The organism is Kaistia sp. MMO-174, assembly GCF_037147815.1.
Lineage (GTDB): Bacteria > Pseudomonadota > Alphaproteobacteria > Rhizobiales > Kaistiaceae > Kaistia > Kaistia nematophila.
The window spans coordinates 822,058-843,450 of the sequence record NZ_JBBCUO010000001.1 but is presented as its reverse complement, the minus strand read 5'-3'; the positions used below and the strand labels follow the sequence as shown (position 1 = coordinate 843,450).

Genomic DNA, 21,393 nt, shown 5'->3' with positions numbered 1-21,393 from the left:
GCCCGATAGCGCTTGCGCTCGGGCGTCGCGCGCGCCATCACTCGCCGCATGAACGACACCACACACCGCCTCGATATGGTCCTGCTGGCCCGCGGGCTTGTCGCCTCGCGCGCCAAGGCGCGCGACGCCGTCCTGCGCGGCCATGTCCGCGTCGACGGCGTGCTCATCACCAAGCCCGCCGCCACGATCCGCCCCAACGCCACGCTCGAGATCGACGACCCGGCGCAGCGCTATGTCTCGCGCGCCGCGCTGAAGCTCGTCGCCGGACTCGACCATTTCGGCTATGATCCGACCGACCGGACGACGCTCGATCTCGGCGCCTCGACGGGCGGCTTTACGGAGGTGCTGCTCGAACGCGGCGTGCGCCATGTCCACGCGCTCGATGTCGGGCATGGCCAGTTGCATCCGCGCGTCGCCGGCCGCTCGCGCGTCACCATGCGCGAGGGCCTCAATGTCCGCGATCTGACCGAAGAGGATATCGGCGAGCCGTTCGACGCCATCGTCTGCGACGTGTCGTTCATTTCGCTCCGGCTCGCTCTGCCGCCGGCTCTCGAACTGGCCGAGCCCGGCAGCTGGGCGATCCTGCTGGTCAAGCCGCAGTTCGAGGTCGGCAAGGACGGCATCGGCAAGAGCGGCCTGGTTCGCGATCCGCTGGAAGGCGAGGCCGCCGTCCAGCGCATCGTCGACTGGATCGCCACGGAGCCGGGATGGACCGTCGATGGCCTCATCCCCTCCCCGATCGCCGGCGGCGACGGCAATCACGAATTCCTGCTCGGCGTTAGGAAAGACAAAGCCCATGGCTGAGACCCTCACCATCACTTCCCTCGGCCATGAGGGCGACGGCATCGCCGAGACCGCTTCGGGCCAGAAGGTGTTCGTACCCTTCACTCTGCCGGGCGAAGTCGTCACCGCCGAGATCGCGGGCGAACGCGGTCATCTGGTCTCGATCGTCCGGCCTAGCCCCGACCGCATCGACCCGGCTTGCAAGCATTTCACCGTCTGCGGCGGATGCGCGCTGCAGCACTGGGCGCCGGAGAGATACCAGGCCTGGAAGCGTGAGCTCGTCGTCCACGCCTTCGCCCAGCGCGGCATCGAGACCGAGGTCGACCCGATCGTGCCGGTCGCTCCGCATACGCGCCGCCGCGCCGTCTTCACGCTCGCGCGCGACGACAAGGCCTTGGTGCTCGGCTTCAACAAGCGCGACAGCCACGACGTGCTGGCGATCGAGGAATGCCCGCTGCTGGTGCCGGAGATCGAGAACCGGCGCGACAAGCTGGCGGCGCTGGCCAACCGCCTCGTCGACCAGGGCAAGCGCGCCCGCATGACCGTCGTCTCGACCGATACGGGCCTCGACGTTTCACTCGAAGGCGCCCGCAAGCCTGGCCGTGCCGACTATGAGGCGCTCGGCCGCGCCGCGACGGACGGCTCGATCTGCCGGCTGACGGTCGATGGCGCGGAAATCGTCATGAGCCGCGTGCCCGAACTCCGCAACGATCCGATCGTGCTCTATCCGAGCCCCGGCGGCTTCCTGCAGGCGACGGCGCCTTCGGAAAAGAGTATGGCGGATCTCGTCGACGCGGCGGTAGGCAAGTCCGGGCCGGTGCTCGATCTCTTCTCCGGCATCGGCACCTTCACGCTCAAGCTGGCGCGGCGCTTCCCCGTGCTCGCCGTCGAGGGCGAGGCCAGGCTGCTGCAGGCGCTCGACCGCTCGATGCGCTTCTCCAAGAACATCAAGGCCGTGACGATGCGCCGGCGCGACCTGTTCCTGAACCCGATGGCGCCGCCGGAGCTGAAGCCGTTCCAGGCCGTCGTGTTCGACCCGCCGCGGGCGGGCGCCAAGGCGCAGGCCGAGATGCTGGCGAAATCCGCGGTGCCGCGCATCGTCGGCGTCTCCTGCAACGCCGCGACGCTGGCGCGCGACGCCCGCATCCTGATCGACGGCGGCTACAGGCTGACCCGCGTCACGCCGGTCGACCAGTTCCTGTGGTCCGGCCATATCGAGGTGGTCGCCACCTTCGAGCTCGCCCGCAAGGGAAGCACGACCCGGCGGGTCAAGCTGAGCTAAGTTTTTTGGGGCGGGCGAGGCCTGGCCTTCACCTCTCCCTGAGGGAGAGGTCGACGGCCGCAGGCCGGCGGGTGAGGATTTACGGCGCTGCCGGCCAACCTCCGTCCCCAGAGCCTCATCCGGAGGTTCCCTAAACCCTCACCCGGAGCTTCGCTCCGACCTCTCCCTCAGGGAGAGGTGAAGAACAGCCTGACACAAAAATGGCGGCCATCGGCCGCCATTTTCATTCGTCCAAAGGCTCCGCCGCTCAGGCGGCGACCAGTTCCTTGCGGCCCGCCTTCAGCGTGGCGCCAACCTTGGCGATGCGGTCCAGCATCAGGTTGGCGGAATCGGTGAAGCTCTCCGGCGGCGCGAAGGCGTCGTCCTTGCGGTACTGCGCGAAGAACGGGATGTTGACCTCGCCGGCCGCGACCAGGCCGAGCGCGCTGGTGACCGGCTTCAGAAGCTGCACCGCGCGGGTGCCGGCCGAGACGCCGCCATAGCTGACAAAGCCGACCGGCTTGTCGGCCCATTCATGCGAGAGATAGTCGAGCGCGTTCTTAATCGAGGCGGTGAAGCCGTGATTGTACTCCGGCATCACGATGACGAAGGCGTCGGCCGCGTCGATCGTCGCGCTCCAGTCCTTGGTGTGCTGGTGCACATACTGGCGCATGCGCGGGTGATGCGGTTCGTCGAACAGCGGCAGGTTGACCGCCTTCAAGTCGATCAGGCCGGCCTGGAAATCCTTGCGCGCCGCGGCAACGTCGTGGAACCAGTTGCCGATCGAGAGACCGGCGCGGCCCGGGCGGGTCGACGCGACAATGGTTTGAAGCTTGAGCAAAACGAAACGTCCTGTGCAGGTCAAATAAGCCTATAAGATCATATATAGGGCTTATCAGAACGCCGTGCAGTGAACGGTCCGTCAACCGTTTCAGCTCCCCCGCCGCTCAGGCGAGGCCGTCGAAATAGCTGCCCTTGGGCGGCTCGGCGAACAGCGCCATCGCCGTCTTGAACATCTCGGGCGGGATGTTCTTCACCGAGGCCTGGTGCGCCTCGGTGGTCTGCCAGTGCTCGATCACCAGGAAACGGCCCGGGTCCGTCCGATCGCGAAGTATCTCGCAGGAGACCGCGCCTTCGGAGCCGAGGATGATCGGCCGGATCGAGGCGAGGAAATCCGCCAGCGCATCCGCCCTGCCCTCTGCCGCCCTGAATTCACCGACCCGCACGACGCTCATGTCCGTCTCCTCCGCGACCGATCAGCCGTTCTGGCCGCGATGGCGCAGGTAGTGGTCGGCGACGGCGCAGGCGACCATCGCCTCGCCGATCGGCACGGCGCGGATGCCGACGCAGGGGTCATGCCGGCCCTTGGTCATGACATCGACTTCCTCGCCCTTCGCCGTGATCGAGCGGCGCGTCGTCAGGATCGACGAGGTCGGCTTGACGGCGAAGCGGGCGACGATCGGCTGGCCGGTCGAGATGCCGCCGAGGATGCCGCCGGCATGATTCGACAGGAACAGCGGCTTGCCGTCATTGCCCATGCGCATCTCGTCGGCGTTCTCCTCGCCGGTCAGCGCCGCGGCATCGAAGCCCTCGCCGATCTCGACGCCCTTCACGGCGTTGATCGACATCAGCAGGCTGGCGATATCCTGGTCGAGCTTGGCATAGACCGGCGCGCCGAGGCCCGCCGGAACGCCCTCGGCGATCACCTCGATCACCGCGCCGACCGAGGAGCCGGCCTTGCGGATGCCGTCGAGATATTCCTCCCACACCTTCGCCGTCTCGGCGTCGGGGCAGAAGAACGGGTTCTGGTCGACCTCGTTCCAGTTCCAGCGCGACCGGTCGATCTTGTGCGGGCCGATCTGGACGAGCGCGCCGCGCACGCTCATTCCCGGCACAACCTTGCGGGCTATCGCGCCGGCGGCGACGCGCGCCGCCGTCTCGCGGGCCGAGGAGCGGCCGCCGCCGCGGTAGTCGCGGATGCCGTATTTGATGTCGTAGGTGAGATCGGCATGGCCCGGCCGGTAACGGTCCTTGATGTCGCCATAGTCCTTGGAACGCTGGTCGACGTTCTGGATCTCGAGCGCGATCGGCGTGCCGGTGGTCAACAGCGTGCCATCTTCCTGCGGCATGACGCCGGAAAGGATGCGCACCTCGTCGGGCTCGCGGCGCTGGGTGGTGAAGCGCGAGGTGCCCGGCTTGCGCTTGTCGAGCCAGGCCTGGATCTCGGCTTCCGAGATGGCGATGCGCGGCGGACAGCCGTCGACGACCGCGCCGAGGGCGGGGCCGTGGCTCTCGCCCCAGGTCGTGACGCGAAACAGATGGCCGAAGGTATTGTGCGACATGGGCGAACCGCTCCCGAAGATTGGCCCCGGTTCTAGAAAGCCGGCGGCCTCCCGTCAAACGCCAGCTTCACGCGACGGACGGGAAGCGCGAACGGTGCATGGGGAATGAGCATGGGACACAATCACTTGCACTGATCGTAAGCTTTGCTATTATCAGCAAAAGCGACTTTCACGAAACCGTGATCGGACCCAGAGAATGGCGAAGCCAGCCGCCATCTCCAACGGAAACGAGGGCAGAAGCCAGACACGCCAGCAAAGCCGGCTACCACGCCGGCGACGCGCAGAATCAAGTGAACTCCTTGTGAATTGAGTTCGGATGAGGCGCATCCATCTTCCGATATGACCAGGGACGGGCGGAGATTTTCCTTCGGGGACAGTCATCAGACCCTGGCCTGACAAGGTAGGAACTGGAGACCTCATCATGCGCCATCTCGCTCTCTTCGCAGCGTCCGTCGCACTCCTTGCCTCGGGCGCCGCCTACGCCGCCGAAGAAGTCGAAGGGTCGGTCACGAGCGTCAACGTCGCCAACGGCACATTGACGCTGCAATCGGGGCAGACATTTACCTTCACCAACCCGGCGGTGCTCTACGGCATTCTGCCCGGACAGAACGTCGGTGTGACCTACACCGGCCAGAACCAGGGGATCACCGCTTTCGATCCCCACCCGGAGAGTGACGGCGAATACGGAAACTACTGACCTCCCCGTAGTCGCTGCTCTCTGAAAACGGCGCCCGGTACCCCTCCGGGCGCCGTTGTCGTTTCCGGAGCACGATTCGCCGATGCCTGGCGTTCGGCGAAAGCCCTCCAGGCGGCGCGGCGACAACCACGCGTCCGAGATCGAGGCCCGCCAAGTGATAAGGGCGTCATTTTATAACCGATGACATCAGCCTGCTGACGTGAGTCGCCGCCCGGGCGCCATCCGGCCGCCATCCCACCGCAGTGTTTTGGTGAGCTTCGACTACGATAAGCATCACAATTTATTGAACGGCAAATGAAGCTTGGTGAACAATCCACCTACCAAACAGAAATCCGTTCTCATTTATGGCCATCTTGTCGTAAAAAATGCCCATATTGCGATCAGCTTGACCGAATTTTAGAATTCCAGAGGCTAAATCGGCGGCAAGATCACAAATCTGCGACTTGCATTCATTAGCCCGGCTTACCAAATTCAGCTCACCGGAGACGGAGTGAAGCGAACCAGCCCCATGGTTCGGGCCGCCACCGAGAAGGTGTCGAATTCCCCATTCGACCAGGAGAAAAAAGATGCGTAGTCTTATCATTGCAGCTGCTTCCGTTGCTTTCCTCGCCTCTGGCGCCGCTGCCATCGCAGCCGAGCAGACCGAAGGCACGGTTGTCAGCGTCAACACCAAGAGCGGCACGCTGACGCTGCAGGACGGCCAGACCTTCAACTTCGCCAATGGCGCTCAGCTCTACGGCATCCTGCCGGGCCAGACGGTCGGCGTGAGCCACAACGGCGCGCAGGGTCTCGGCGCGTTCAACCCGAACCCGGCCAACTAAGCGCCAGCAACCGGCTCCATCTCGACCGGACATACCTGACCTCCCGAAAACGACGTCCGCCCCCTCCGGACGTCGTTTTCTTTTTTGCGTCGTTCTTCCCGCGCGACCGCTCCCACCCGCCCTGCCGCGGGATACCCGCCCGCCGGCCGGCCAGCCGACATGGCCCGACTCGCGGCGCCACCGCGCCAGATCGCAGCAGCCCCTCCGGGGCATAGCGCCCGGACGAGTTCCCCTGCCCGGACTTGCTTTCGCGATTTCCAGATCAGAAGCTTAAGCAACAATCAGCAACACAATTTTATGCTGTCAGATTGGCTGGGCCTGGCGACGATTCCCAAGCCGGCGCACCACTGTCCTTGCTGCCAGATCGAAATTGATGAGCCTTGATAACAATAAGCATCGCTATTTTTCGAACAGTGCCGTTAGGAACGGTGAACAATCCGCCAGACAATTCGAATTTTATTCCAATAAATCGGTACAGTATGGAATTAAGATCTACTAATTGCCGATTATGTATTCAAATGCAGGAATGCCAGGGTCAAATCGGCCCGAATGCAAAAAATTCTCCCGCTTGCAAAATCGGCTGCCGGGGATCAAATACAGCTCATCGGCGACGGGATGAACGAACCGCCCCACCGAACCCGGGGCCGCCGCCGCAATGAGGTCGATCCGATATCGACCAGGAGAAGAAAAAGATGCGTAACCTTATTATTGCCGCTGCCTCTGCAGCTTTCCTCGCCTCCGGCGCTGCCGCAATCGCGGCTGAACAGACCGAAGGTACCGTCATCAGCGTCAATGCCACGACCGGCACGCTGACGCTCCAGGACGGCCAGTCCTTCCAGTTCGCCAACGGCGCGCAGCTCTACGGCATCCTGCCGGGCCAGGCCGTCGGCGTCAGCCACAACGGCAGCGAGGGCCTCGGCGCCTACAACCCGAAGCCCGCCAACGACTGATCGCCTGTCGCGATCTCATCTCTACCTGACCTGAACTGACCGCAGGCCGACATCCGGCTCCCCCAACCGGGCCGGCCTGCACTTCCCGCCGGTTCTCCCCCTCCCCCACCGGCGGGCGGGAATTGCCCTCCCCCGAACGGGCACAACCATGTCGAACAAGGGTTCGACCAGGAGACTTACAATGCGCAATCTCATCCTCGTCGCCGCTTCGGTCGCTTTCCTCGCTTCGGGCGCTGCCGCCATGGCCGCCGAGCAGACCGAAGGCACCGTCACCAGCGTCAATGCCTCGACCGGCACGCTGACGCTCCAGGACGGCCAGACCTTCCAGTTCGCCAACGGCGCACAGCTCTACGGCATCCTGCCGGGCCAGGCCGTCGGCGTCAGCCACAACGGCAGCGAGGGCCTCGGCGCCTACAATCCGAAGCCCGCCAACGACTGATCGCCTGTCGCGATCTCATCTCTACCTGACCTGAACTGACCGCAGGCCGACATCCGCCCCCCCAACCGGGCCGGCCTGCACTTCCCGCCGGTTCTCCCCCCCACCGGCGGGCGGGAATTGCCCTCCCCCGAACGGGCACAACCATGTCGAACAAGGGTTCGACCAGGAGACTTACAATGCGCAATCTCATCCTCGCCGCCGCTTCGGTCGCTTTCCTCGCTTCGGGCGCTGCCGCCATGGCCGCCGAGCAGACCGAAGGCACCGTCACCAGCGTCAATGCCTCGACCGGCACGCTGACGCTCCAGGACGGCCAGACCTTCACCTTCTCGAACGGCAAGCAGCTGCTCGGCATCCTGCCGGGCCAGACCGTCGGCGTCGCTCACCAGGGTTCGGAAGGCCTCGGCGCCTTCAACCCGAGCCGCGCCCGCGCTGACAACAGCAACGGCTGATCCTCCGGGAGCCTCGCCTCCCGGCAGGACAAACTGACCATCGAGCGGGTGTCCGGCAAGCCGGCCACCCTCTCAGCCACCCGCCTGTTCACTCCCCCCGGACAGGCGATGGGAATTGCCCTCCCGAAAACGGGCACAACCATGTCGAACCCGGTTCGACCAGGATTCAAGAAAATGCGTAATCTCATCCTCGCCGCCGCCTCTGTCGCTTTCCTCGCCACGGGCGCCACCGCCTTCGCTGCCGAGCAGACCCAGGGCACAGTCACCAGCGTCAACGCCTCGACCGGCACGCTGACGCTGCAGGGCGGCCAGACCTTCCAGTTCGCCAATGGCAAGCAGCTGCTCGGCATCTATCCGGGCCAGGCCGTCGGCGTCAGCCACAATGGCAGCGAAGGTCTCGGCGCGTTCACGGCGAACCCCGCCCGCGCCGACAACAGCAAGGGCTGATCGGGGTCTTTCTCCCCTCCCTGACGGAACTACCTAACGACGCCCACGGGCGTCGTTTTCGTTTGTGGGGGCGACGTCCGTGGGCCGGCCTCATACACCGCCGCCCGACGGCCACCCGCTCACGCGCCGGCCCCTGCGGGGACGGAACGCGCAAAAGCCTATCGGGATGGAGGATGAGGGATCGCGGCCTGCGACGCCGGCGCGGCAATCAGAGCCAGGCGGCCTCGCGACCGTCCCAGACGAAGATCCGGTCCTGCGGCACGTCGAGATTGGGGGTCTGGCTTGTATCGAGGCCGAGAAGGAGGCCGCGCAGCACCCGGCAGACGCCGCCATGCGAGACGACGACCGTGTCCTTGACCACCCCGGCCAGCCAGGCGCCAATCCGGACCGAGAGCATGGCGTAGCTTTCGCCCGCCGGCGGCTGAAAGCCCCATTTGTCGACGTCGCGCGCGGCGACCAGTTCCGGCCAGCGCAGCATCAGTTCCGGGGCTGTATAGCCTTCCCAGCGGCCGAAGGTGATTTCCTTCAGAATCGGGTCGAGGCGATAGGCGGAAGGGTCCAGCCCCATGGCGCCGCGGGCGATCTCCATGGTCTGGCGGGTGCGCTCGAGCGGACTCGCGACGAAATCGAAATCAACCGTCTGCGGCATCTTCTCGGCGAGGACGCGGCCATTGCGCTGCGCCTGGCCGCGGCCGCGCGCATTGAGCGGTATGTCGCGCTGGCCCTGGAAGCGCCCTTCGGCGTTCCAGTCGGTCTCGCCGTGCCGGATAAAAACGATGGTCGGCACGGCGTGCTCCGCGAGGCCCGGGCTAGTCCTTGATGACGGAGATGTCGGGCGCGTCGACGGCCTTCATGCCGACGACATGGTAGCCCGAATCGACGTGGTGCACTTCGCCCGTCACGGCGCGCGAGAGATCCGACAGGAAGTAGACGCCGGAATCGCCGACCTCTTCCGTCGTGACCGTGCGGCGCAGAGGCGCGTTGTACTCGTTCCACTTCAGGATGTAGCGGAAATCGCCGATGCCCGAGGCGGCCAGCGTCTTGATCGGGCCGGCGGAAATCGCGTTGACGCGGATGTTCTTCGGGCCGAGGTCGACGGCGAGATACTGAACGCTCGCCTCGAGCGCGGCCTTGGCGACGCCCATGACGTTGTAGTTCGGCATCACCTTCTCGGCGCCATAGTAGGTCAGCGTCAGGATCGAGCCGCCATCCGTCATCAGCTTCTCGGCGCGCTGGGTCACGGCCGTCAGCGAATAGACGGAGATCAGCATCGTCTTGCTGAAATTGCCTTCTGTGGTGTCGACAAAGCGGCCGGTCAGCTCGTCCTTGTCGGAGAAGCCGATCGCATGCACGAGGAAGTCGAGCTTGCCCCACTGCTTCTCGACTTCGGCGAAGACCGCGTCGATCGAGGCGGCGTCGGTGACGTCGCAATGTCCGACGACAAGTGCGCCGAGTTCAGCCGCAAGCGGCTCCACGCGCTTCTTCAGCGCATCGCCCTGGTAGGTAAAAGCCAGTTCGGCGCCGTGGTCGTGGGCGGCCTTGGCAATTCCCCAGGCGATCGACCGGTTGTTCGCGACGCCCAGCACGAGGCCGCGCTTACCCTTCATCAAACCGCCTGCTTCGATCATGCCTATTATTTCCTCTTCGTGCGTCCGGAGGCGCGCCTCCTATCGCATACGGTCCCGTGCGCTTCAAGCCGATGCAAGCCGTTGCCCATCACACTCGATGTACGTCTGTCGCGGAATGCGGGTCCCGATCGAATTGGAACAGGGCGAAACTGGCCAATCCACAGATCGATATGCGAATCATCCCACGGCTCTCCCTGGCGTCTCGAATTTAACCATCCGCCTTCGATCCGGCCGGACTCGCTTCCTGAAACGGCGGAGACGTGCCACCTATGCATGCAGTAAGGCCGACAGGAGGGCCCATGCCGTGAAGTCACGAGTGAAAGAAAAGTCCTGGTTTGGAACAGGCAATTATTCCCGCCTGGCGGTCGCCGCCGTCTTCGGCTGGTCGACCACCATCTATCCGGTTCTCGCCGAAACGCTGACGCCCCCGGTCAAGCAGGCGCAATCCGACTCAACACCGGCTCCGGCCGAGGAAGCCCCAGCAGCGGCGCCCGCCCTGCCCGACAAGGTGCCTGGAGCGGCGCAGGCCCAGGCGGCGGCCACGCCCGACGACGCGGCGGATCTCTACACCGTCACCGACCTCCAATACCTGCTCGGCCCGATCGCGCTCTATCCCGATCCGCTGCTGTCGCTGGTGCTGTCGGCGAGCACGTCGCCGTTCGACCAGCTGATCAAGGCCGAGGACTGGCTCAACGCCAATCCGAAGGCGGCCGAAGCGGGCGACTTCGCCGAGGCCGAGAAGCTCGGCCTCGACGCTCCGGTCGTGGCGCTGCTGCGCTTCCCGGACGTGATCGAGATGCTCGTCGATCACGAGGACTGGACCGAATCGCTCGGCTTCGCCTTCGACCGCCAGCCCGAGGACGTCACCACCGTCATCCAGCTGCTGCGCGCGCAGGCGGAGAAGCTCGGCAATCTCAAGACGACGCCGCAGCAGGTCGTCACCGTCCAGGAAGCAACGTCGAGCGCACCGCGCGTGATCTCGATCGCCCCGGCCCAGCCGGAGCGCATCTATGTCCCGGTCTACAATTCCTCCGACGTGTTCACGACCGCCGCCACCGGCGCGCTGATCTTCGGCACGGCCGTCCTGGTCGGCTCGGCCTGGAACAATAGCTGGGGCTGGAACAATCGCGGCTGGAACAATGTCTGGGTCACCCACCATTGGCACGGCGCACCCGGCTGGCGTCCCGGCCCGCCGCACCGGCCGCGTCCGCCGGGCGCCTGGCAGCCGGAACGTCCGAACCGCCCCGACCGGCCGAACCGGCCCGGTCGCCCCGACAATGGCCGTCCCGGCGACAACAACCGTCCCGGCCGCCCCGGCGACAACAATCGCCCGGGTCGCCCCGGCGACAACAACAATCGTCCTGGCCGTCCGGGCGACAATAATCGCCCGAACCGTCCCGGCACGGAGAACGGCCGCCCGAATCGGCCGGGAACCGAGACCGGGCGGCCGAACCGGCCTGAACGCCCCGGCACGGAAACCGGTCGTCCAAACCGGCCGAACGCGCGTCCGGAGCGTCCCGGCAGCGATGCTGGTCGCCCGAACCGGCCCGAGCGTCCCGCCGGCACGCGACCGAACCGGCCCGAGACCGGTCGTCCCGGCGCCGAAAACCGTCCGAACCGGCCCAACCGGCCGGAGACGACCCGTCCGTCGCGTCCGGAAAACGCCCGTCCGCAACAGCGGCCCAGCCAGAATGCCCGTCCGCAGCAGCGGCCGTCGCAGAATGCCCGCCCGCAACAGCGGCCGAACCAGAACGCTCGTCCGCAGCAGCGGCCGAACCAGAATGCTCGCCCGCAACAGCGGCCCTCGCAGAACGCCCGTCCGCAGCAGCGGCCCGGCCAGAATGCGCGTCCGCAGCAGCGCGCCCGGCAGCACAACCAGAACCGCAACCGGCCGCAGCAGCACAATCGCAACCGCAACTGCCGGCCCGGCCAGAACAACTGCCGCTAGCGGCTGACGAAGACGGGTGGCGCGATCCTCGCGCCACCCTCCCTGCTCCGGGAGCCGACGATCGCGTCGCCAGGGCAGCCCGGAAGCCGACAATCGAACTGCTCTCGCCGGCCGGCTCCCCGCAGGCCGGCGTTTTTTTTGCCTTCTTCCGGCTTCCGGCGGCGGCCCAGGGGCGGGTATCCTCTCCCGCGTGGCAAGGACTTGCCGCAAGCAAGGATCGAATCGCCATCATGCTGAACCGCCCCACGCCCGAGCTCCTCGCCCGCTTCGCCGCCCTCGTCGGCCCCGCCGCCGCCCTCACCGATCCGGAAGCGACAAAGCCCTACCGGATGGAATGGCGCGACAAATATCTCGGCGAGACGCCGCTGGTGCTGCGCCCCGGCTCGGTGGCGGAGGTCTCCGCCATCCTCGCGCTCGCCAACGAGACGCGGACGGCGATCGTGCCGCAGAGCGGCAATACCGGCCTGGTCGGCGGCCAGGTGCCGGACGGCAGCGGCAACGAGATCGTCCTCTCGCTCGACCGGATGACGCGGATCCGCGCCGTCGACCCCGAAGGCTATTCGCTGACGGCGGAGGCCGGCGCGATCCTCGCCGACGTGCAGAACGCCGCCGAGGCGGCGGACCGGCTGTTTCCGCTGTCGCTCGGCTCGGAGGGCTCCTGCCGGATCGGCGGCAACATCTCGACCAATGCCGGCGGCACCGCCGTGCTCGCCTATGGCAACACGCGCGACCTCGTGCTCGGCCTCGAGGTGGTGCTCGCCGACGGCCGGGTCTGGGAAGGCCTCGGCGCGCTGCGCAAGGACAACACGGGCTACGACCTGAAGCAGCTCTTCATCGGCGGCGAAGGCACGCTCGGCATCGTCACCGCCGCCGTGCTGAAGCTCTATCCGCGGCCGAAGGGCCAGGCGGTCGCCTTCTCGGCGCTGGCCGACCCCGCCGCCGCGCTCGCGCTGTTCAATCTCGCGCGCGATCGCGCCGGCCATGACCTGACCGGCTTCGAGCTGATGCCGCGGATCGGCGTCGATTTCGTGCTGCGCCATATCCCCGGCTCGCGCGAGCCGGTCGGCACGACGGCGCCCTGGTATGCGCTGGTGGAGATCTCGTCCGGCCATTCCGACGAGGCGGCGCGGAGCGCCATCGAGGACATCCTCGCCACCGCCTTCGAGGACGGCGTCGTCGCCGATGCCAGCATCGCCCAGTCGCTCGCCGAACGGAGCACGTTCTGGCGGATGCGGCACGGCATGTCGGAAGCGCAGAAGCCGGAAGGCGGCTCGATCAAGCACGACGTCTCCGTGCCGGTCGCCAGCGTGCCCGCCTTCCTCGCCGAGGCCATCGCGGCGATCGAGGCCTTCGTGCCCGGCTGCCGGCCGGTGCCGTTCGGCCATCTCGGCGACGGCAACATCCATTTCAACATTTCGCAGCCCGTCGGCGCCGACAAGCAGGCCTTCCTCGACCGCTGGGACGAGGTCAACGCGCTGATCCACGGCATCGTCGCCAGATATCACGGCTCGATCTCTGCCGAGCACGGCATCGGCCGCCTGAAGCGCGACCTGCTGCCGGCGGCGAAGGGGCCGGTCGCGATGGCGATGATGCATTCGATCAAGCAGGCGCTCGACCCGAACGGCATCCTCAACCCCGGCAAGATGCTGCGGCCCTGAGGCGGACGCCGTAGACCCTCACCCCAACCCTCTCCCGCGCGCGGGAGAAGGTTGGGTGAGGGACTTGCTTGGCCAGAGCGTTCTGTCATGGCAGCGCGGGCGCTTCCAAAGCACCTTGCCAAACGGACGAAGTCGCGATCCGCGCGCCAAAATATTGACATGCCGGACACCGGGTCGGCCGCAAAAGTTGACGCGCGCCGAGGGGCGCAAGCTCTTCCCACAGGGCGACAGCCACCATCGACCCGCCTTCGTTGCATCCCCTCGGCAAGCACACCACCGACGCCCTCAAGTCCCCTCGCCGGCGCAAATGGCGGCGCACCGCCATCGCCGGGCGACCTGCCACATTTCGGCAAGTTTTCGTCAACCGTCTTCGATCACCGGCCGCTAACCCTGCCCGCGATCGCCGGGCCGTTAACCATGCCTATTAAGCTCCAAATGGCGGATCGCATGGCATTGTCGCTTCAACAGAGAGCGGGCCCCGTCCACCGGGCCAACCCCTTTAAGGTCCTGTTAACCGGGCCGAAGCGAGCAGCGATGGAGTGCAAGGCAATGGCAAACGCAACGGTTTCGGCAGCCCATGGCGCCCGTGGCAACGACCTGCGGCTCGACCCTTTCGCGCTGCCGGTCCGCTACTCCGCCGCCCTCGCCGGCCCCGCCTCGGCCACCACGCCGGCCGTCTATATCGACCGCGAGATGGCGATCGTGAAGCGCCGCCTCGGCGGCATCCCCACCACCCTTTCCACGCCGGTCAGCGCGTTCCGTGGCGTTGCCGTCCGCATGTCCGGCGACGCCGAAACCGGCGCGATCCGCACCACGGTCGAACTGATGCACCGCGACCCCGCCATGTCGCTGCCGTTGGTCGTCGTCGAGGACCTCGGCGATGGCGAGGACGTCGCCGCCGACTGGCAAGCCTGGGGCCGCGCGCTCGGCCTGCCGCTCCTGATCGTCGATGGCGACGGCACGGTTCGCGCGCCGCTCGACCAGCTGGGCCCGCTCGTCGTCGGCCAGGCCAGCTCGCGCCGCGCGCCGTCGGCGCTGAAGGGCCGCCGTCCGCGCTTCCTGAAGCGCCGCAAGACCGGCTTCTACAAGGAAATCGAGACGCTCTACGGCCGCGAGATCATCGCCCGCGACTGAGACGGGCGAGGCCCGCTGCCAAGAATACGAAATGGGCGCCGCTCTGCCATCGCAGGCTGGCGCCCTTTTCTTGGCACCGGTTCAGGCTTCGAAGAGCACCAGACTCGCCGGTGACGGCGGCAGCGCCGTCAGCGCGACACCGGAAAAGCCAGCGTCACGCGCCATGTCTCCCAGCTCCGCCTCGGTATAGGCGTCGCCGCGCTGCGTCGTCGCCAGCATGATCAGGGCGAAACCTGCCGGCCAGGGCGGCGAGATCCGCTCCGCGTCCGGCACCTGCTCGACCGCGATCACCCTGCCGCCCGGCGCCAGGCTGGCGCGCGCCTTCTCGAGCAGCGACACACAGGTGTCGTGGTCGAAATGGTGCAGGAAATTGGGCAGCAGCACGAGATCGAAATCGCGGCCCCAGTCGACGTCGAAGGCGCTGCCGGGGAGCGTCGCATAGCGTCCGTCGAGGCCGGCCGCCTTCGCGTTTTCGGCCGCGAGCGCCACCACGTCGGGCCAGTCGACGGCGACGATCGCGGCGCCGGGCACCGCCTTCGCCACCGAGATGCCGAAGAAGCCGTGGCCGGCGGCGATGTCGAGCACGCGGCGCGGCGGCGGCGACCAGGTGGCGACCTCGGCAGCGACGCCCTGGGCGCTGCCAAGCACCAGCGGCACCATCGCCTTGGCGAACTTGATCCAGATCGGGTTTTCCGGCGCCATGTTGGCGAGGCCGAGGGAGCCGCCATGCCGAACATAGGAGACCGGATCGTCGAGGAAGAGCGCCATCATTTCCGGCGCCGCCAGGAAATCGGCGACGCCGCCCATATAGGCGGGCGAGCGACGGTCGAGGAAGACAGCGCTGGAGGGGCTCGGCGCATAGCGCCCGTCGGCCTTCGCGAGAAATCCCTTCAATGTGAGATAGTCGCAGAGGATGCGCAGGCCGCGCTCGGAAGCGCCGGTGCGGATGGCGAGCGCCGCCGGCTCGGTCGCGCCCTCGGCGAGCGCGGTGAAGAGGTCGAGATCGATGGCCGCCTTGATCGCGGCCGTATCGCGAAAGCCCAGAACGGCTTCGATGAACGGCTCGGGATTGATTTCGGAAACGGATGCAAGTGCTTCTCTAGACATATGCTATCGCTCCCCAATGAATTTGTTTGAATGGTCTCCGCGTGAAGGCAAGGATGGACGCCCGATAGCGCGCCCGCTTCGGTTCATCTTCAAATGACGTGTTCGTGAGAGCTTATCCGCGCCCGGCGGCGCGTCAGATCAGGCCGTCGAGCACCAGCGCGGCAAACAGGATCAACCCCGCCGTGCGGTTGGACTTGAACAGGCGCAGCGCCAGCGCCTCGTCGTCGAGGCGGACGGTGGCGACCTGCCAGGCGAACTGTGCCGCGACCAGCGCGAGGCCGAGCCAGGCGACCCAGCCGATGCCGGCCACCCAGAACGAGGCGGCCCAGAACAGCACGGCGCCGGTGTAGAGCAGGCCAATGATCGGCGCCGCACGGCTGCCGAACAGGCGCGCGGTCGAGCGCACGCCCATGATCTTGTCGTCCTCGATGTCCTGCAGCGCATAGATCGTGTCGTAGCCGATCGTCCACAGCACGCCGCCGGCATAGAGCAGGACCGGCGCCAGCGCCAGGCTGCCAAACCAGGCCGACCAGCCCATCAGCGCGCCCCACGAGAAGGCGAGGCCGAGCACCAGCTGCGGCCAGTCGGTGATCCGCTTCATGAACGGATAGGCGGCGACGACCAGCAGCGAACTGATGCCGAGGACGACGGAGAACCAGTTCAGCGAAAGCAGCACGGCAAGGCCGACAAACGCCTGCAGGACCAAGAAGATCTTGGCATCGCGGACGCGGACCTGGCCGCTCGGAATCGGCCGCGAACGGGTGCGGGCGACGCCGGCGTCGAGCTCGCGGTCGACGATGTCGTTATAAGTGCAGCCGGCGCCGCGCATGGCGACGGAGCCGACCAGGAACAGGATCAGGTGGCCGATATTGGGCCAGGTCGCGCCGGCGACGTTGCTGGCGAGCGCGGTCGACCACCAGCACGGCAGAAGCAGGAGCCACCAGCCGATCGGCCGGTCCCAGCGCGCCAGCCGGGCATAGGGCCGGAGCCAGACCGGCGCATGGCGATCGACCCAGTTGCCCCGGTCGGCATCGGCGACGGTTCCTGGACTGAGGCTGATCGGGGACATGCGGTCTCTCTTCCGGCTCGCGGGTTCTCGCGTTGTCATACCGCCAGTTCGAAACCAGCGCCAAGCCCGCGCTTGCGCCTCTTCGTCGCCATGGCGCCGAATTGCTCGCCAAGACGGCTTCCGGCTGATTCCGGATTCGACAAGCGAGCCCCTGCTTGCTAAGCGCCGCGCACCGCTTTCAACGACGGGCTGCCAGCATGACCGAGACGCGCATCAACATTCTCCTGATCGGATCGGGCGGCCGCGAGCATGCCTTGGCCTGGGCTTTGCGCAAATCGCCCCGGCTCGGCCGGCTCTATGCCGCGCCTGGCAATCCCGGCATCGGCGCGCTCGCCGAACTGGTCCGGCTCGATCCGTTCGATCATGATGCCGTCATCACATTCTGCCGCCACAACATGATCGACTTCGTCGTCGTCGGCCCGGAGGCGCCGCTGGTGGCAGGCCTCGCCGATGCGCTCGAGCGGGCCGGCATCAGGGTGTTCGGCCCGAGCCAGGAGGCGGCCCGCCTCGAAGGCTCGAAAGGCTACACCAAGGATCTCTGCGCCGAGGCCAACATCCCGACCGCCGCATACCAGCGCTTCACCGAGGCCGCCCCCGCGCGCGACTACGCGACGAGGATGGGCGCGCCGATCGTCGTCAAGGCGGATGGCATCGCCGCCGGCAAGGGCGTTGTCGTGGCGGAGACGCTGGAAGAAGCGCATGCGGCGATCGACGCCTGCTTCGACGGCGCCTTCGGCTCGGCCGGCGCCGAGGTGGTGGTGGAAGAATGCCTGATCGGCGAGGAAGCGAGCTTCTTCGCCGTCTGCGACGGCGTCAACGCCGTGCCGCTCGCCACGGCGCAGGACCACAAGCGCGTCGGCGACGGCGACACCGGCCCGAACACCGGCGGCATGGGCGCCTATTCTCCCGCCCCGGTCATGACCGAGGCGATGATCGAGCGGACCATGGCCGAGATCATCCGCCCGACCATGAAGGCGATGGCGGCGCGCGGCGCCCCGTTCAAGGGCGTGCTGTTCGCCGGGCTGATGATCACGGCCAAGGGGCCGGAGCTGATCGAATACAATGTCCGCTTCGGCGACCCGGAATGCCAGGTGCTGATGATGCGGCTCGAAAGCGACCTGCTCGAACTGCTGCTCGCCGCCAGCGAAGGCAAGCTCGACGGCGTGACGACGACGTGGCGCGAAGAGGCGGCGCTGACGGTCGTGATGGCGGCCAAGGGCTATCCGGGTGACTATGCCAAGGGCACGCCGATCACCGGCATCGAGGCGGCCGACGCGCTTCCCGGCACAAAGGTGTTCCAGGCCGGCACGGCGCTCGCTGAAGGCAGGCTGGTCGCCAATGGCGGCCGCGTCCTCAACGTGACGGCGCTCGGCGCAACCGTCGCCGAGGCGCAGAAGCGCGCCTACCAGGCGGTCGACACGATCGACTGGCCGGACGGCTTCTCCCGTCGCGACATCGGCTGGCGCGCCGTCTAGCCGCCCGCCCAACCAGACATCTCATTCAGGAGAGAACCAATGTCGGACGAAATCATCGTGCGCGACAGCAACGGCACGCAGTTGAAGGACGGCGATTCCGTCACGCTGATCAAGGATCTCAAGGTCAAGGGCACGTCGGAGACGATCAAGCGCGGCACGGTGGTGAAGAACATCCGCCTGACCGACGACACCGACACCTTCGAGTGCAATACCAAGCAGGTAAAGGGGCTCGTGCTCCGGGCCGAGTTCGTCAAGAAGGCCTGAGGCGGTTCAGAACAGCAGACTGCGCAGCGCCTCGCCGAGCGAGGGAAGCAGGCTCGCCTTCGGCAGCAAAGCCGTCCCGACCCTCAGGCAGAAGAACACGGCGACGGCGCCCGGCAGGATTGGCAGCACGCAGAGGATCAGCGCCAGATTGGTCCAGGGCTCCGGATGGAGCCCGAGGATGTTCTGGCGGATGTACCGGGTCTTCAGAAACTGCACCAGCAGCGTCACCACGCTGGCGACGAGGGCAGAGATCGCCATCCAGGCGAGCACGCCGCCGATCGCCGCCGCCACGCCCGGCGCCAGTTCCTCGCTCTTCTTCGGCAGCGAGGCGAGCGACGCCGCGAGGATGGCGAGCGTGAAGGTGAAATGACCGATCAGGAAGTTGAGGCAGGGCCGGAACGGGTCCGCCTTCCTGAGGTCGGCCTTGGAGAGCTGATCGATCGCCGCCGCCAGATCCGCACCCGAAATCGACATGTACGTCATCCCGTCGCACGTCGCCGTCGATGTCCTGCCCGGCTTCCCAGGGATAGCGCAGGCAGCACCTGCCGACGTTCGCCGCCCGGATCAAATCTTTGCGATGCGTGGCCGGGCCGCTTGGGCCTGTCCACGACCGTGCTGGCGGCTCCGCTTCCCTCGCCCGCCCGAATCCGGCAGGATCGCCGGCCAACAGCCAGATTGATCGCCAAGATACCATGACCGCCGTCCGCCGCCTGACCGAAGACATGATCAACCGCATCGCCGCCGGCGAGGTGGTCGAGCGGCCGGCGAGCGTCGTCAAGGAACTGGTCGAGAACGCCATCGACGCCGGCGCCAGGCGCGTCGAGATCGTCACCGCCGGCGGTGGCGCCTCGCTGATCCGCGTCACCGACGATGGCGGCGGCATGACGCATGACGACCTCGGCCTCGCCATCGACCGTCACTGCACCTCCAAGCTCACCGACGACCTGCTCGACATCCGCACGCTCGGCTTTCGCGGCGAGGCGCTGGCCTCGATCGGCGCTGTGGCGCGGCTGTCGATCGCCTCGCGCCATCCCAGCGAGCCGCATGGCTGGGAGATCGTGGTCGAGGGCGGGCTTGTGCATCCGCCGCGCCCGGCCGGCCTCAACGCCGGCACGCGGGTCGAGGTCACCGACCTCTTCTTCTCGACGCCGGCCCGGCTCAAGTTCCTGAAGGGCGAGCGGGCCGAATCGAGCGCCATCACCGACATCGTCAAGCGCCTCGCCATGGCGCATCCGGAAGTGCGCTTCTCGCTCTCCGGCAGCGACCGCGGCGCCATCGACTATCCCGTCGCGCATGGCGACGAGCCTTTCGTCGAGCGGCTCGGCCAGATTCTCGGCCAGGACTTCGTCGACAATTCCTTGGCGATCGACGCGACACGCGAGGGCGTGCAGCTTTCCGGCTATGCCGGCCTGCCGACCTACAACCGCGCCAACGGGTTGCAGCAGTTCCTGTTCGTCAATGGCCGCCCGGTGCGAGACAAGCTGCTGATGGGGGCGCTCCGGGCCGGCTATGCCGACGTGATGTCGCGGGACCGCCACCCGGTCGCCGCGCTCCGGATCGACCTGGAGCCGCATGGCGTCGACGTCAACGTCCATCCGGCCAAGTCCGACGTCCGCTTCCGCGATCCCGGCCTGGTGCGCGGGCTGATCGTCGGCGCGCTGCGCAACGCCATCCACCAGGCCGGCCACCGTTCGGCGACCACCGGCGGCGGCGCCACCATCGCCGCCTTCCGCGCCGGCGCCCCGGCCGCCTCGACCGCCTGGCGTCCCTCGGCGCCGATGCCCTCCTTCGGCAACACGGCGGCCGCGCCGTCCTGGCGCGACTGGGCGGATTCGCCCGCCCCCGCGCCGCGCTTCAGCGAGCCGTCACAGCCCGCCTTCGCGGCGGTCAGCCAGCCTTCCGCCGACGCGCGCGCCAATACCGTCGCCGCCAACGACCCGACCGACCGGCCGCTCGGCGCGGCCCGGGCGCAGGTGCATGAAAACTACATCATCGCCCAGACCGACCACGGCATTGTCATCGTCGACCAGCACGCCGCGCATGAGCGCCTCGTCTATGAGCGGCTGAAGACGGCGCTGGCGCGCTCCGGCGTCGCGCGGCAGATCCTGCTGATCCCCGACGTCATCGACCTGCCCGAGGACGACGTCGCGCGGCTCCTGAAGCGCGCCGACGAACTCGCCGAGCTCGGCCTCGCAATCGAGGGCTTCGGCCCCGGCGCGGTCGCGGTGCGCGAGACGCCGGCGCTGCTCGGCGAACTCGACACGCGCTCGCTGCTCATAGATCTCGCCGACGATCTCGCCGAATGGGACGACACCACCCGGCTCAAGGAAAAGCTCGACCATGTGGCGGCGACCATGGCCTGCCACGGCTCGGTCCGTTCCGGCCGCCGCCTGCGGGCCGAGGAGATGGACGCGCTGCTGCGCGAGATGGAAGCGACGCCCGGCTCCGGCCAGTGCAACCATGGCCGCCCGACCTATGTCGAGCTGAAGCTCGCCGATATCGAGCGCCTGTTCGGACGAAGATAGGCGCGCGCCCGGCGACCCGGCGGCAGGGAGCCCGGGCCAGGCCCGGGACGACGATGGAGGTTGTCTTCGAGATCGTGTCGCGACCTCCCCGCTCCGAAAAGCGACGGCGACGTGCACAGCGACGTTCGGCGCTGTTGCACAAGCGGGCGTTCCGCACGATATTCCCGCTCATGAACCGTATTGATCCAGCCGGGCGCGGCGGCGAAGCGCGCATTCGTTATCTCGATGGCGATTACCAGATCCTGTCCCCGGGCGCCTTCGTGCGCTGCGCGGTGACCGGCGCCGTGATTCCGCTCGACGAACTCAAATACTGGAACGTCGCGCACCAGGAAGCCTATGTGGATCCGGCCACCTGCCTCGCCCGCCACAAGCAGCTCGGCCTGACCTGGCGCTGAG

23 protein-coding genes are annotated in these 21,393 nt (G+C 67.2%); 15 read left to right on the top strand and 8 right to left on the bottom strand.

The features are described 5' to 3' along the window. Positions 1–48 precede the first annotated feature (48 nt). Together WFK98_RS03670 and WFK98_RS03665 are read left to right on the top strand one after the other, a co-directional pair. Positions 49–804 (top strand): TlyA family RNA methyltransferase, encoded by a 756-nt coding sequence (locus WFK98_RS03670; RefSeq protein WP_336799311.1) that lies wholly within the window; start codon positions 49–51, stop codon positions 802–804. Next, positions 797–2,065, top strand: coding sequence for a class I SAM-dependent RNA methyltransferase (locus tag WFK98_RS03665; RefSeq protein ID WP_336799310.1), 1,269 nt, complete (start codon positions 797–799; stop codon positions 2,063–2,065). Before WFK98_RS03670 ends, WFK98_RS03665 begins: the two co-directional genes overlap by 8 nt. 247 nt (positions 2,066–2,312) lie before the next feature. On the opposite strand, the gene WFK98_RS03660 is transcribed toward WFK98_RS03665, so the two are convergent. The 3 genes from WFK98_RS03660 to aroC form a co-directional block, all read right to left on the bottom strand. Further along, a complete protein-coding gene (locus WFK98_RS03660; RefSeq protein ID WP_336799309.1) occupies positions 2,313–2,885 on the bottom strand; it encodes an NADPH-dependent FMN reductase in 573 nt (190 codons plus the stop codon). 106 nt (positions 2,886–2,991) lie between these two features. Next, entirely contained in the window at positions 2,992–3,279 is a 288-nt protein-coding gene (locus WFK98_RS03655; RefSeq protein ID WP_336799308.1) for a putative quinol monooxygenase, read from the bottom strand. A 21-nt stretch (positions 3,280–3,300) separates the two neighbouring features. After that, positions 3,301–4,386, bottom strand: coding sequence for a chorismate synthase (aroC, locus tag WFK98_RS03650; RefSeq protein WP_266339784.1), 1,086 nt, complete (start codon positions 4,384–4,386; stop codon positions 3,301–3,303). A 421-nt stretch (positions 4,387–4,807) separates the two neighbouring features. Between aroC and WFK98_RS03645 the strand changes: the two genes are divergently transcribed. The 6 genes from WFK98_RS03645 to WFK98_RS03620 all read left to right on the top strand — a co-directional run bounded on the left by WFK98_RS03645 (position 4,808) and on the right by WFK98_RS03620 (position 8,189). Then, the gene (locus tag WFK98_RS03645) at positions 4,808–5,083 is read left to right on the top strand and encodes a DUF1344 domain-containing protein (protein WP_266339783.1); all 276 of its coding nucleotides are present in this window, start codon (positions 4,808–4,810) and stop codon (positions 5,081–5,083) included. Positions 5,084–5,649: 566 nt separating this feature from the next. Further along, complete coding sequence (locus tag WFK98_RS03640; RefSeq protein ID WP_266339782.1) at positions 5,650–5,904, top strand: DUF1344 domain-containing protein; 255 nt, start codon at positions 5,650–5,652, stop codon at positions 5,902–5,904. A 692-nt stretch (positions 5,905–6,596) separates the two neighbouring features. Further along, a complete protein-coding gene (locus WFK98_RS03635) occupies positions 6,597–6,854 on the top strand; it encodes a DUF1344 domain-containing protein (RefSeq protein ID WP_266339781.1) in 258 nt (85 codons plus the stop codon). A gap of 181 nt (positions 6,855–7,035) precedes the next feature. Beyond that, on the top strand, positions 7,036–7,293 hold the full coding sequence (locus WFK98_RS03630) for a DUF1344 domain-containing protein (protein WP_336799307.1): 258 nt from the start codon (positions 7,036–7,038) through the stop codon (positions 7,291–7,293). A gap of 176 nt (positions 7,294–7,469) precedes the next feature. Next, on the top strand, positions 7,470–7,742 hold the full coding sequence (locus WFK98_RS03625; RefSeq protein WP_266339780.1) for a DUF1344 domain-containing protein: 273 nt from the start codon (positions 7,470–7,472) through the stop codon (positions 7,740–7,742). A 174-nt stretch (positions 7,743–7,916) separates the two neighbouring features. Beyond that, entirely contained in the window at positions 7,917–8,189 is a 273-nt protein-coding gene (locus WFK98_RS03620; protein WP_266339779.1) for a DUF1344 domain-containing protein, read from the top strand. A 208-nt stretch (positions 8,190–8,397) separates the two neighbouring features. Here WFK98_RS03620 and WFK98_RS03615 read toward each other — a convergent pair whose 3' ends face one another. Together WFK98_RS03615 and fabI are read right to left on the bottom strand one after the other, a co-directional pair. Next, positions 8,398–8,976, bottom strand: a complete 579-nt coding sequence (locus WFK98_RS03615; RefSeq protein ID WP_266339778.1) for a histidine phosphatase family protein — start codon at positions 8,974–8,976, stop codon at positions 8,398–8,400. 22 nt (positions 8,977–8,998) lie between these two features. Continuing rightward, complete coding sequence (gene fabI / locus WFK98_RS03610) at positions 8,999–9,817, bottom strand: enoyl-ACP reductase FabI (RefSeq protein ID WP_266339777.1); 819 nt, start codon at positions 9,815–9,817, stop codon at positions 8,999–9,001. A 316-nt stretch (positions 9,818–10,133) separates the two neighbouring features. Here fabI and WFK98_RS03605 point away from each other — a divergent pair, with 316 nt between their 5' ends. The 3 genes from WFK98_RS03605 (at position 10,134) to WFK98_RS03595 (ending at position 14,557) form a co-directional block, all read left to right on the top strand. Further along, on the top strand, positions 10,134–11,765 hold the full coding sequence (locus WFK98_RS03605; RefSeq protein ID WP_336799306.1) for a DUF3300 domain-containing protein: 1,632 nt from the start codon (positions 10,134–10,136) through the stop codon (positions 11,763–11,765). A gap of 230 nt (positions 11,766–11,995) precedes the next feature. Beyond that, complete coding sequence (locus WFK98_RS03600) at positions 11,996–13,423, top strand: FAD-binding oxidoreductase (protein ID WP_336799305.1); 1,428 nt, start codon at positions 11,996–11,998, stop codon at positions 13,421–13,423. 549 nt (positions 13,424–13,972) lie between these two features. Continuing rightward, positions 13,973–14,557 (top strand): DUF6101 family protein, encoded by a 585-nt coding sequence (locus WFK98_RS03595; RefSeq protein ID WP_266339774.1) that lies wholly within the window; start codon positions 13,973–13,975, stop codon positions 14,555–14,557. Positions 14,558–14,638: 81 nt separating this feature from the next. On the opposite strand, the gene WFK98_RS03590 is transcribed toward WFK98_RS03595, so the two are convergent. Together WFK98_RS03590 and ubiA are read right to left on the bottom strand one after the other, a co-directional pair. Beyond that, positions 14,639–15,664, bottom strand: coding sequence for a methyltransferase (locus WFK98_RS03590; protein WP_266339773.1), 1,026 nt, complete (start codon positions 15,662–15,664; stop codon positions 14,639–14,641). Positions 15,665–15,797: 133 nt separating this feature from the next. Continuing rightward, the gene (ubiA, locus tag WFK98_RS03585) at positions 15,798–16,733 is read right to left on the bottom strand and encodes a 4-hydroxybenzoate octaprenyltransferase (protein ID WP_336799304.1); all 936 of its coding nucleotides are present in this window, start codon (positions 16,731–16,733) and stop codon (positions 15,798–15,800) included. A 212-nt stretch (positions 16,734–16,945) separates the two neighbouring features. Here ubiA and purD point away from each other — a divergent pair, with 212 nt between their 5' ends. Further along, positions 16,946–18,208 (top strand): phosphoribosylamine--glycine ligase, encoded by a 1,263-nt coding sequence (gene purD, locus WFK98_RS03580; RefSeq protein WP_336799595.1) that lies wholly within the window; start codon positions 16,946–16,948, stop codon positions 18,206–18,208. Positions 18,209–18,247: 39 nt separating this feature from the next. Beyond that, complete coding sequence (locus WFK98_RS03575; protein WP_266339771.1) at positions 18,248–18,472, top strand: alkylphosphonate utilization protein; 225 nt, start codon at positions 18,248–18,250, stop codon at positions 18,470–18,472. A 6-nt stretch (positions 18,473–18,478) separates the two neighbouring features. On the opposite strand, the gene WFK98_RS03570 is transcribed toward WFK98_RS03575, so the two are convergent. Next, entirely contained in the window at positions 18,479–18,946 is a 468-nt protein-coding gene (locus WFK98_RS03570) for a hypothetical protein (protein ID WP_336799303.1), read from the bottom strand. Positions 18,947–19,164: 218 nt separating this feature from the next. On the opposite strand from WFK98_RS03570, the gene mutL reads away from it, so the two are divergent. Then, complete coding sequence (gene mutL / locus WFK98_RS03565) at positions 19,165–20,997, top strand: DNA mismatch repair endonuclease MutL (RefSeq protein WP_336799302.1); 1,833 nt, start codon at positions 19,165–19,167, stop codon at positions 20,995–20,997. A gap of 170 nt (positions 20,998–21,167) precedes the next feature. Then, positions 21,168–21,392 carry a DUF2093 domain-containing protein gene (locus WFK98_RS03560; protein ID WP_266339947.1) on the top strand — a complete coding sequence of 75 codons (225 nt, stop codon included), beginning with the start codon at positions 21,168–21,170 and terminating at the stop codon, positions 21,390–21,392. Position 21,393: the final 1 nt, after the last annotated feature.